This is a genomic window from Rhizobium sp. 05L429, assembly GCF_056397645.1.
The window spans coordinates 141,639-153,465 of sequence record NZ_JBFTNV010000023.1 but is presented as its reverse complement, the minus strand read 5'-3'; the positions used below and the strand labels follow the sequence as shown (position 1 = coordinate 153,465).

Genomic DNA, 11,827 nt, shown 5'->3' with positions numbered 1-11,827 from the left:
GACTGGAGGCGTGTCGCAACTCGATATGACAAGCTCATGCTCAACTTCGCGGCAACTTGCTACATCGCCGCCATCGTCATTTGGTGGGCCTGATTGAGTCTGGAGCCTAGGGCAATCTCTTGGCCGATTATTTCCAGATATACCTGCGCGACGAGGCCTATCCCGATCTACCCGACGACTACACCGATGAAACGATCACCCGCCGCCTCATGGCCGGGCCGCATGCAGTCATTTCCACACAGTGCGCACTATGCCCGTGCCGTGGCGATCGATCATTTTATTCAACTCTGCATTGATAAATCGAACACTTGGGATTCCAGAAATGAACGTTCGCCCCTACAATGCATCATGGCACGTCTTTCTGGAACAGACCGTGCACCCGCCGCTTCTGCCGGAAGCGGTTGACGAATGCATGGGACCCGACAATCCGCCGATCCGCTCAGGTGGCACACGTATGGATATTGCAGCCTCATGAAGTTGGAGAAGTTCTTCATACCCTCCGACGAGACAGATGCACGATTKGAAATCGTCGCAGCCAAGCCTCAACGCGAAGGGCCATATCCGACAATTGTTTTCAATCATGGCTCTACCGGACAGGGGCATAATCAATCCCTGTACACAAGGACCATGTGTCCGCCTGTCGTTGGAAACTACTTCGTCGAACGAGGCTGGATGGTTCTCTTTCCGCAACGCCGGGGCAGAGGAAAATCAGGTGGAAACTATGGAGAGGGACTTGCTCCCGACGGCTCCGGCTATTCCTGCAATGTCGAAATTACGATTGCGGGTTTCGAGCGGGCCGTCKCGGATGTGGATGCTGTCGTGCGCCATCTTCGCGGTCGCTCCGATGTGGATCAGAGCCGGCTTGCCATCGGGGGAGTTTCACGCGGCGGCATCTTGTCCGTAGCCTATGCGGGTATGCGCCCGGCCACGTTCCAGGCTGCCATCAATTTCAACGGTGGTTGGCTCGGGAGAGGATGCGCCACTCATGAAATTGTAAATCCGGCTATTTTTGAACGTGGAGCATCAGCGGGAATTTCAACGCTTTGGTTGCACGGAAGTCATGACCAATATTATCGAATAGGGCACTGCAGAGGAAATTTCGAACGATTCCTCCTGGCKGGCGGAGAAGGAAAATTCATTGCTGCTCCTGCAGGCCATGCGTTGCTGTTTAAGCCGGCGTTGTGGAAGAGCCATCTCGATCACTACATGGACGGCCTTGTCCTGTCGCGTAATCCCGACAGACCGTCAGAAAACCCGAGCGGGGGATCCGAAGGTTAGGCTGCGCGCAGGTTTTCGGATGGTCTGTCCGAGTTTCGAACAATGGGGATTTTCGCGCTAACCGATTTAGCGAAGCTATCGGACAAAGGAGAGGCTATGTCGTTTAGCGAGCAGCAATTCATCTGGTCTGTCCGCCGTAACCCGATAAACACCGAATTGCTAACCCGGTTGGCCCCCCTCCAGATTCCCCAAGGTATTCTGACCGCTGGCTGCCTCGTGCAGACAATTTGGAATCTGAAGTCCGGCTATGACCCTCAGTACGGGATAAAGGATTACGACGTCTTCTACTTCGATGACTCCGCCCTATCCTGGGACGCCGAAGACGTCGTCATTCGCCGKGTGCAGCAGGCGGTCGCCGATCTGCCCGTAACGGTGGAGATCAAGAACCAGGCTCGGGTCCATCTCTGGTACAAGAACAAGTTCGGAGCGGAATATCCAACGTTGCAAAAGGCGGAGGATGGCATCGACCGCTACCTCACCCTTTGCACAAGGGTCGGTATTCGCCTTTACGACGGCAGCCTTTACGCGCCTGACGGCTTGGAGGACATGTGGAATGGCATCCTGCGCCTGAACCCTCTCAATCCTCAGCGTGGCCTATTTCTGGATAAATGCACCCAGTATTTGCAGCGATGGCCCTGGCTAACGACTATCGATGATCAAATCGGAGATAGCGGTGTGCTGCCGTAATGACCGTCCGCATTGCGCCGTTCCGACTTTTCCACTGAATTCCAGCCTTCAGGACAAAACCGCCAGCACTGGACTTTCCGTAAATTTCTGTCGCAAAAGCCACCCGTAAAAGTCGGCGTTTCGCGACAGAAAGTATTCCACATTGCAATTGCGGGCGGGGGGGGGGTCCCCCGCCTTCCCGTCGATTTGCGGTCGGATACGCCCTGTTAGTGGCTGTCCTTGCCGACTGCACTCCCGCGACATCCCTTGAGAAAGTCGAGGTCGGCGCCGGTATCGGCTCCTTCGACATGCTGCTGGTGCAGGAACGCATAGCCCGACGTCGGCAGATCGTGGTTCGGCTGCCATTCGGCGAGACGACGCGCCAGTTCCTCGTCGGAAATGTCGAGATGCAGACGGCGGTTCGGCACGTCAAGCTCGATCATGTCGCCGTTCTTGACAACCGCGAGCGGGCCACCGACAGCAGCTTCCGGCGAGGTGTGCAGCACCACGGTGCCGTAAGCCGTGCCGGACATGCGGGCGTCGGAAATACGCACCATGTCGGTGATGCCCTTCTTGAGCACCTTCGGCGGCAGGCCCATGTTGCCGACTTCGGCCATGCCCGGATAGCCCTTCGGACCACAGTTCTTCATGACCATGACGCAGTTCTCGTCGATGTCGAGATTGTCGTCGTTGATCTTGGCCTTGTAATCGTCGATGTCCTCGAACACGACCGCCCGGCCCTTGTGCACCATCAGGTGCGGCGAGGCGGCAGACGGCTTCAGGACCGCACCCTTCGGCGCGAGATTGCCGCGCAGGACGACGATGCCGCCCGATTGCGTCAGCGCCTTGTCAGCCGGAAGGATGACGTCCTCGTTCCAGTTGACGACATCCTTTACTTCGTCCCAGACGGTGTCGCCCGATACCGTCAGCGCATCCTTGTGCAGCAGGCCGGCTTCGCCGAGGCGCTTCAGCACGACCGGCAGGCCGCCGGCATAGAAGAACTCTTCCATCAGGTACTTGCCCGACGGCATCAGGTTGACGATGGTCGGCACGTCGCGGCCGCAACGATCCCAGTCGTCGAGCGTCAGATCGACGCCGACGCGGCCGGCCATGGCGAGCAGGTGGATGACGGCATTGGTCGAACCGCCGATCGCCGCATTGGTGCGGATGGCGTTTTCGAAGGCCTGCTTCGTCATGATTTCGGAAGGCTTCAGGTCGTCCTTGACCATCTGCACGATACGGCGGCCGGTGAGCTGCGCCATGACCTTGCGGCGGGAATCGACGCCCGGGATCGCGGCGTTGCCTGACAGCGCCATGCCGAGCGCTTCAGCCATGGAGGCCATGGTGGAAGCAGTGCCCATCGTGTTGCAGGTGCCCGACGAGCGGCTCATCGAGGCTTCGGCTTCCAGGAATTCGGCCTGCGTCATCTCGCCGGCCTTCACCATTTCGGAGAACTTCCAGAGGTGCGTGCCGGAGCCGACGCGCTCACCGCGGAAATAGCCGTTCAGCATCGGCCCGCCGGTGACGACGATCGACGGAAGGTCGACGGAGGCTGCGCCCATGATCAGCGACGGCGTGGTCTTGTCGCAGCCGACGAGCAACACGCAGCCGTCCATCGGCTGGCCGCGGATCGCTTCTTCGACAGCCAGAGCCGCCAGGTTGCGATACATCATCGCGGTCGGGCGGAAGGTATTTTCGGAGGCCGAGAAAACAGGCACTTCGAGCGGGAAACCGCCGGCTTCCCAGACACCCGCCTTCACCTTTTCGGCGAGCTCGCGCAGGTGACCGTTGCACGGCGTCATGTCCGACCAGGTGTTCAGGATGCCGATGACAGGGCGGCCGTCGAACAGGTCGTGCGGATATCCCTGGTTCTTAAGCCAGCCGCGGTGGTAGATCACGTCGCGGCTCGTGCCGCCGTACCATTCCTGCGACCTCAGCCTGCGCGGCCATTCTGCTTTCTTCTTCATAGTCTCCGTCCTTCAGGATACCCCCTGATCGCCTCGTACGATCAGGGTTATCGCGCTTCGTCTCAAGCCAGTGTGTAGGCCGTCTTGACGGTTGTATAGAATTCGGCGGCGTACTTGCCCTGCTCGCGCGGGCCGTAGGACGAGCCCTTGCGGCCGCCGAAGGGAACGTGGAAATCGACGCCGGCGGTCGGCAGGTTGACCATCACCATGCCGGCCTCGGCATTGCGCTTGAAATGCGTCGCATGCTTCAGGCTGGTCGTCGCAATGCCTGATGACAGGCCGAACGGGGTGTCGTTGGCGGTTGCCAGCGCCTCCTCGTAGTCCTTCACCCGGATCAGCGAGACGACGGGTCCAAAGATCTCTTCGCGCGAGATGCGCATCTGGTTGGTCGCTTCGGTAAACAGCGTCGGCTGCAGATAGAAGCCCGGCGTTTCGCGCGAAACGAGTTCGCCGCCGAAGGCGAGCCTGGCGCCTTCCTTTTTGCCGATCTCGATATAGTCGGTATCGGTCTTCAGCTGCCGGTCATCGACGACGGGGCCGATATGGGTGCCCGGCTTCATGGCGTGATCGACGACGATGGTCTTCAGCTTTTCGGTGAGCGCAGCAACGAACTTGTCGTGGATGCCCTCGGTGACGATCAGCCGCGACGAGGCCGTGCAACGCTGGCCGGTGGAGAAGAAGCCGGAATTGGCGGCTGCTTCGACGGCGACGCTCAGGTCGGCATCGTCGAGCACGACCATCGGGTTCTTGCCGCCCATTTCGAGCTGGAACTTGCGGTTATGTTCGAGCGAAGCGGTAGCGACGCGCTTGCCGGTGCCGACCGAACCGGTGAAGGTGATGCCGGAAATATCGGGACTGTCGAGCATCGTCTGGCCGACCACGGAGCCCTTGCCCATGACGAGGTTCAAGACACCCTTCGGCAGCCCTGCCCTGTGCAGGATATCGACGATCGCCCAGSMRCAGCCRGGCACGAGCTCGGCCGGCTTGAAGACGAYSGTGTTGCCRTAGCAGAGCGCCGGCGCGATCTTCCAGGCCGGAATGGCGATCGGGAAATTCCAGGGCGTGATGATACCGACGACGCCGAGCGGCTCGCGGGTGATCTCAACGCCGATGTTCGGACGCACCGAGGGAATGACTTCGCCGGCAAGACGCAGCGCTTCGCCYGCGAAGAATTCGAAGATCTGCGATGCACGGATCGTTTCACCGATGGCTTCCGGCAGGGTCTTGCCTTCTTCGCGTGCCAGCAGMGCGCCGAGCTCGTCCTTGCGCGCCATGATCTCGTCGCCGGCCTTCTTCAGGATAACGTGACGTTCCCAGATGCCGGAACGCGACCAGGCCGGAAAGGCAGCCTTGGCGGCTGCGATCGCCGCCTTGGTATCGTCGGCACTCGCCTGAGCATAGAGGCCGACAACCTCGTTCGTATCGGACGGGTTGATGTTCTCGACGCCATTTGCGCCGGTCCATTCGCCGGCAATGAGATTCTGATGGACGGTCATGGCCTTGGAGCCTCCTTTGGACAAGTGACCGGCCACTTCATGGCGGCCGGCCTTGGAAATCAGAGCTGCTTGACGGCGATTTCTTCTTCGGCAGCAACCTTCAGCGGATTGCGCAGCGGCAGGCCGAACTCGGCCACCTCGATTTCGAAGACATCGCCCTCTTCCGCCTTGATGCCATCGGCAAAGGAAAGCGTCGCCGTACCGAACATATGGACGTGGATGTCGCCCGGCACGCGGAAGAGGCCATACTTGAAATGGTGGTATTCGAGGTTGGCGAAAGTGTGAGACATGTTCGCTTCGCCGGATAGAAACGGCTTTTCGAAGATCACATGGTTTCCGCGCTTGATGCGCGACGTGCCGCGGATATCCTCAGGCGCAACACCGATCCGGATTTCCGGACCGAAGCTTGCCGGACGCAGCTTGGAATGGGCGAGGAAGAGATAGTTGATCCGCTCGGTGACGTGATCGGAAAACTCGTTCGACAGCGCAAAGCCGATGCGGAACGGCGTGCCGTCCTTGGCAATGACGTAGATGCCGGCCATCTCAGGCTCTTCGCCGCCATCGAGCGCGAAGGACGGAGAAACGAGCGGCGCGCCCGGAGCAGCAGCGCCATAGCCATTGCCCTTGTAGAACCACTCGGGCTGCACGCCCTTCTGGCCGGCAGCCGGCTTGCCGCCTTCAAGACCCATCCTGAACATCTTCATGGAGTCGGTCAGCGTTTCCTCTGCCGCCTCGGACGTCTTCTTGTGCATGGAATCGCGCGTTGCCGCGGAGCCGAGGTGGGTCAGGCCCGTGCCGGTCAGATGCAGGTGCGCGGCATCGGGATGGGTGATCGGCGGCAGGAAGCGTCCCTCCGCATAGGCCTTTTCAAGATCGACGGCATCGCCGTATCCGTGAGCCTCGATGACGGAGACGAGCGACTTGCCGCTGTCTGCGGCTTCCAGCGCCAGAGCGTAGACGCTCGTTGCACCCTTGACGGCCTTGGCGACGGCACCCGGTTCGCGCACGGCGACGATGATCTCTCCGCTTGCGCCCTTGATCTGCGAAATAAGCACGTTCCTGATCCTTTCGTTTGGCGATGACAAAGCTTCGCCGCTCCGGCTCCATCCGGAGCCGGAATTCAATTTTCATATGACTTCGAATGCTCGGGCTGAGTTAGGTCTCAGCCCTTGTTCTTGTTGTAGACGTCGAAGAAGACGGCAGCGAGAAGCACCGCACCCTTGACCATCTGCTGGGAGTCGGTGCCGAGCCCGTGGATCGACATGCCGTTGTTCATGATACCCATGATCAGAGCGCCGATGACAGCGCCCGTGACCTTGCCCACGCCGCCCTGTGCCGATGCGCCGCCGATGAAGCAGGCCGCGATCACGTCAAGCTCAAGGCCGAAGCCGCCCTTGGCCGTTGCCGAGTTGAGGCGCAGCGCCACGATCAGACCAGCCAGACCGGCAAGCAGACCCATATTTGCGAAGGTGAGGAAGGTCAGCCGCTCGGTGTTGATACCGGACAGCTTCGTTGCCTTCTCGTTACCGCCCATCGCGTAGATACGGCGGCCGATCGTCGTGCGACGGGTGATGAAAGCGTAAGCCGTGATCAGCACCAGCATGATGACGAGCACGTTCGGGAAGCCCTTGTAGATCGACAGMTGATAGCCGAGCGCCAGGATGGCGAGAGCGACGATGCCGTTCTGTGCGATGAAGAAGCCCAGAGGCTCGACGTCATTGCCATGCTTTTCGTTCGACTTGCGCGCGCGCCACGCCAGATAGACGAGGGTCACGGCGCCGATGACGGTCAGGATGAGCGAGGTCGAGTTGATGCCGCCCATATCGAAAAGGTTGGGCAGGAAGCCGATGCTGACCAGCTGGAAAGCCGGTGGGAACGGACCGATGCTGGTGCCCGTTCCGGCTCCCGTCATCACGGTCAGCGTCAGGCCGCGGAAGACCAGCATGCCGGCGAGCGTGACGATGAAGGACGGTATCTTGTGATAGGCGACGAAATAACCCTGGAGGCCGCCGACCAGCGCACCCACGGCCAGACAAATAACGGTCGCGAGCACATAGTTCATATGCCACTGCACCGTCATGACGGCGGCGATGGCGCCGATGAAACCGACGACGGAGCCGACCGAGAGATCGATATGGCCGGCAACGATCACCAGCAGCATGCCCAGCGCCATGACGACGATGAACGAGTTCTGCAGGATGATGTTCGTCAGGTTGAGCGGCCTGAAGAGAACGCCGCCGGTCGAGATCTGGAAGAACACCATGATCGCGATGAGCGCGATGAACATGCCGTATTCACGGATGTTACCGCGAACAAATTCGCCGATGGAGACGACGCGCCCCTGCTCGGTGATGGGTTGATTGATCGGGGTCATTGTTTCTTCTCTCCTGAGCGCATGATGGCGCGCATGATGGTTTCCTGGCTCGCTTCTCCCTTCGGCAGTTCCGCAACGATCCGTCCTTCATTCATGACGTAGATGCGGTMGCACGTACCAAGAAGCTCAGGCATTTCCGACGAAATCATCAGAACGCCTTTACCGTCAGCCGCGAGCTGGTTGATGATAGTATAAATTTCATATTTGGCRCCGACATCAATGCCGCGCGTCGGTTCRTCMAGGATCAACACTTCGGGATCCGAGAACAACCATTTCGACAGAACGACCTTCTGCTGGTTGCCGCCCGACAGGTTGACCGCTTCCTGGAAGATGCTGGAGGAACGGATGCGCAGCTTCGACCGATAGTCGGAGGCGACCCGCGATTCCCTGACACTGTCGATGACGGTGGCTTTCGACACCGCTTCCAGATTGGCAAGCGTCGTGTTGTGAACGATCGTCTCGCCCAGCACGAGGCCGAGATGCTTGCGGTCCTCGGTCACGTAGGCGAGACCGGCGTCGATTGCCTTGCGCACCGTCGTCGTGTCGACCTTCTTGCCGTCGACGAAGACGTCGCCGGTGATCTTGTGGCCGTAGGACTTGCCGAAGACGCTCATGGCGAATTCGGTGCGGCCGGCGCCCATCAGTCCGGCGATGCCGACGACCTCGCCCTTGCGGACATGGACGTTGATGTCGTGCAGGACCTGGCGGTCGCGATGCTGCTGGTGGAAGGCGTTCCAGTTCTTGACTTCGAAGATCGTCTCGCCGATCGGCACGGAGCGCGGCGGATAACGGTCGGCGAGGTCACGGCCCACCATGTTCTTGATGATGATGTCTTCGCTGATCTCGTCCTTGTGACAGTCGAGCGTCTTGACGGTCATGCCGTCGCGCAGGACCGTGATCTGGTCGGCGACCTTGCGGATCTCGTTCAGCTTGTGGGAAATGATGATCGAGGTGATGCCCTGCTTGCGGAATTCCATCAGCAGGGTGAGCAGCGCATCGGAATCGCTTTCGTTCAGCGATGCGGTAGGCTCGTCGAGAATGAGCAGCTTGACGCTCTTCGACAGTGCCTTGGCGATCTCGACCAGCTGCTGCTTGCCGACGCCGATGTCGGTGACAAGCGTGTTCGGAGATTCTGCCAGGCCCACCTTGGCGAGCAATTGCTTCGTGCGATTGAACGTCTCGCCCCAACTGATGACGCCGTTCGTGGCGTTTTCATTACCGAGGAAGATGTTTTCGCCGATTGAAAGCTGGGGCACCAGCGCCAGCTCCTGGTGGATGATGACGATACCGATTTCTTCGGAATCCTTCAGAACCTTGAAGTTGCGCACATCGCCTTCATAGACGATGTCGCCATCATAGCTTCCTGCCGGATAGACGCCGGAGAGTACCTTCATCAGGGTCGACTTGCCGGCCCCGTTTTCGCCCACCAATGCGTGGATCTCACCCTGGCGAACCCTGAGGTTCACATTCTCGAGCGCCTTGACGCCCGGGAACGTCTTGGTGATGTTCCGCATTTCGAGGATTGTATTTTCCATGACTAAAAACCCAACGCCGCGATCAGAAATGACCCGGCGATCATAGAATCGAAGACCGGAACCCGCAATCGCGCGGGTTCCGGCCATTCATATTACTTCAGCTGGTCTTCTTTGTAGTAACCGCCGTCAACGAGAACCGTCTTGTAGTTCTCCTTGGTCACGGCGACCGGCTTCAGCAGGTAGGACGGAACAACCTTGACACCGTTGTCGTAGGTCTTCGTGTCGTTGACTTCAGGCTCCTTGCCGGACATGACGGCATCTACCATCTGAACGGTAACCTTCGCCAGATCGCGGGTATCCTTGAAGATCGAGGAATACTGTTCGCCAGCGATGATCGACTTGATCGACGGGATTTCCRAGTCCTGGCCGGTAACGACAGGCAGCGGCTGCCCAGCCGAACCGTAGCCGACGCCCTTCAGCGACGAGAGGATACCGATCGACAGACCGTCGTAAGGAGACAGGACAGCGTCAACCTTGGCGTCGGTGTAGTTAGCCGAGAGCAGGTTGTCCATGCGGGCCTGGGCCGTTGCCGGATCCCAACGCAGCGTGCCGACCTTGTCCATGCCGGTCTGGCCGGACTTCACGACGAGCTTGCCGGAGTCGATGTAGGGCTGCAGGACGGACATTGCGCCATCGTAGAAGAAGAAGGCGTTGTTGTCGTCAGGCGAACCGCCGAAGAGTTCGATGTTGAACGGGCCCTTGCCGTCCTTGAGGCCGAGCTTGTCGACGATCGTGCCAGCCTGGAGAACGCCAACCTGGAAGTTGTCGAACGTGGCATAGTAGTCGACATTGGCCGAGTCGCGGATCAGGCGGTCATAAGCGATGACCTTGATGCCGGCGTCATGAGCCTTCTGGAGAACGTCCGACAGGGTCGTGCCGTCGATCGAAGCGACGACGAGAACCTTGGCGCCCTTCGTGACCATGTTTTCGATCTGCGAAAGCTGGTTCGGAATATCGTCGTCAGCATACTGCAGGTCGGTCTGGTAGCCGGCAGTCTGGAGCTGCTTGACGATGTTGTTGCCGTCGTCGATCCAGCGAGCCGAAGCCTTCGTCGGCATTGCGATGCCAACCAGACCCTTGTCCTGTGCCATTGCCGGCATAACGAACGATGCGACGCCGAAGGCAGCCGCAGCCATCAATGAGATAATGGATTTCATTTCTCTCTCCCTTGTTAAAGATTTACGGACGAAAAATCGCCCGCCCCGAAACTGTGGCAGGTTCCGTATTGGATAGTTACTTCAGATGGTGAGAAACGAAGTAGGTCTCCTCCACGATCTCACACGTGTTGAGTGCCAACCAGCACACGGCGGCAAACTGGTATGGATTCCTATAACTGTCAAATAGAATAACTGGCAATGTGCATAACAAATTTGGTATATCGTTAAAAAGTATTACTTTTAATGGAACACAGTGGGGAGGCTGCAACCATGACGATCATCTCCGGGCCGTTTTCGTTGGAACATGTCGACATCAACAGCGACAATTTTGGCGATGACAGCCTTTTGCGCGCGGGACTTAAGCTGAATCACCTGCGAATGATTGTCGCAATCGAAGATAGCGGGCAGATTTCCGCCGCCGCCGAAGTGCTGAACATATCGCAGCCGGCAGCGTCGCGAATGCTGTCCGATATGGAGTCGATCGTGAAGACTCCGCTCTATGAGCGTGTCGCCCGCGGCGTGGTGCTCACCACCTTCGGCGAAGCTCTCGCCAGGCGTGCGCGAAAGATCCTTCTGGAGCTCAGGGAAGCGAGCCGCGAGATCGGCGAATTGAAGAGCGGCAAGGGCGGCTCGGTCTTTATCGGCGCCGTCACCGCACCCGCCATGAGCCTCGTCGTTCCCGCCATCAATACGGTACGCAAGACCTTTCCGGGCATCGAGGTCAACATCCAGGTCGAGACCAGCAACGTGCTGGCGCGCGAGCTTCTCGCCGCCCGCCACGACTTCATCATCAGCCGCATCCCCGATGACCTGAACCCGCGCCTTTTCGAGGTCCGCGAGATCGGCACAGAGAAGGCCTGCCTGATCGTGCGCAGCGGCCATCCCCTGTTAAAGAAGAGAAACAGGCCGAGCAGCCTCTCGGAGATCAAGGATTACGACTGGGTATTCCAGCCGCCCGGCACGCTGCTGCGCCGCACGATCGAGGATATCTTCCTGTCGCGCGCCGTCCAGCTTCCGGAAAATATCGTCAACACCTCCTCGCTGCTGCTGACCTGCGCAATCATCTGCGAGACGGATGCGATCGCCCCCGTTGCCGTCGATGTCGCCCAGTTTCTCGCCTCGCAGAGTTCGAAGGCATCCGATGTGCGCATCCTGCCGATCGATTTCGAGATCAACGTCAAGCCCTACAGCCTGATCACCGTGCGCGAGCGCGCCCTGCCCCCAAGCGCCCGGCTGCTCTACGACCTCGTCCTGGAAGAAAGCATCCGGCAGGCCGAAAGGTAGGATCCCGCGCCGAAATCCAGCCCGGCGCCAACTTGCCGCCGTCTAATGCGCCCGCGTAAAAAGGAAAGCG

General features: G+C 59.4%; 10 protein-coding genes. 4 read left to right on the top strand and 6 right to left on the bottom strand.

Going from position 1 to position 11,827, the window contains the following annotated elements:
• Positions 1–322: 322 nt before the first annotated feature.
• The 3 genes from AC1DNW_RS23035 to AC1DNW_RS23025 all read left to right on the top strand — a co-directional run bounded on the left by AC1DNW_RS23035 (position 323) and on the right by AC1DNW_RS23025 (position 1,965).
• Positions 323–475 carry a hypothetical protein gene (locus AC1DNW_RS23035; RefSeq protein ID WP_162748635.1) on the top strand — a complete coding sequence of 51 codons (153 nt, stop codon included), beginning with the start codon at positions 323–325 and terminating at the stop codon, positions 473–475.
• Positions 472–1,278, top strand: a complete 807-nt coding sequence (locus AC1DNW_RS23030; protein WP_477854466.1) for an alpha/beta hydrolase family protein — start codon at positions 472–474, stop codon at positions 1,276–1,278. Before AC1DNW_RS23035 ends, AC1DNW_RS23030 begins: the two co-directional genes overlap by 4 nt.
• Before the next feature lie 96 nt (positions 1,279–1,374).
• Positions 1,375–1,965 carry a nucleotidyltransferase family protein gene (locus tag AC1DNW_RS23025; RefSeq protein ID WP_113311792.1) on the top strand — a complete coding sequence of 197 codons (591 nt, stop codon included), beginning with the start codon at positions 1,375–1,377 and terminating at the stop codon, positions 1,963–1,965.
• A 206-nt stretch (positions 1,966–2,171) separates the two neighbouring features.
• On the opposite strand, the gene araD is transcribed toward AC1DNW_RS23025, so the two are convergent.
• The 6 genes from araD to chvE form a co-directional block, all read right to left on the bottom strand.
• Positions 2,172–3,911: an L-arabinonate dehydratase gene (gene araD, locus AC1DNW_RS23020; RefSeq protein WP_113311788.1), complete on the bottom strand. Its 1,740-nt coding sequence runs from the start codon at positions 3,909–3,911 to the stop codon at positions 2,172–2,174.
• A 62-nt stretch (positions 3,912–3,973) separates the two neighbouring features.
• The gene (locus AC1DNW_RS23015) at positions 3,974–5,407 is read right to left on the bottom strand and encodes an aldehyde dehydrogenase family protein (protein ID WP_477854465.1); all 1,434 of its coding nucleotides are present in this window, start codon (positions 5,405–5,407) and stop codon (positions 3,974–3,976) included.
• A gap of 59 nt (positions 5,408–5,466) precedes the next feature.
• Positions 5,467–6,462, bottom strand: coding sequence for an AraD1 family protein (gene araD1, locus AC1DNW_RS23010; protein WP_113297445.1), 996 nt, complete (start codon positions 6,460–6,462; stop codon positions 5,467–5,469).
• A 107-nt stretch (positions 6,463–6,569) separates the two neighbouring features.
• Positions 6,570–7,781, bottom strand: a complete 1,212-nt coding sequence (gene mmsB / locus AC1DNW_RS23005; protein WP_477854464.1) for a multiple monosaccharide ABC transporter permease — start codon at positions 7,779–7,781, stop codon at positions 6,570–6,572.
• Positions 7,778–9,316 (bottom strand): multiple monosaccharide ABC transporter ATP-binding protein, encoded by a 1,539-nt coding sequence (gene mmsA / locus AC1DNW_RS23000; protein WP_477854463.1) that lies wholly within the window; start codon positions 9,314–9,316, stop codon positions 7,778–7,780. The genes mmsB and mmsA overlap by 4 nt, the downstream gene beginning before the upstream one ends.
• A gap of 92 nt (positions 9,317–9,408) precedes the next feature.
• Positions 9,409–10,473, bottom strand: a complete 1,065-nt coding sequence (gene chvE, locus AC1DNW_RS22995) for a multiple monosaccharide ABC transporter substrate-binding protein (protein ID WP_477854462.1) — start codon at positions 10,471–10,473, stop codon at positions 9,409–9,411.
• Between the two features lie 270 nt (positions 10,474–10,743).
• On the opposite strand from chvE, the gene AC1DNW_RS22990 reads away from it, so the two are divergent.
• Positions 10,744–11,757 carry a LysR family transcriptional regulator gene (locus AC1DNW_RS22990; protein ID WP_113297442.1) on the top strand — a complete coding sequence of 338 codons (1,014 nt, stop codon included), beginning with the start codon at positions 10,744–10,746 and terminating at the stop codon, positions 11,755–11,757.
• The last annotated feature ends 70 nt before the right edge of the window (positions 11,758–11,827 follow it).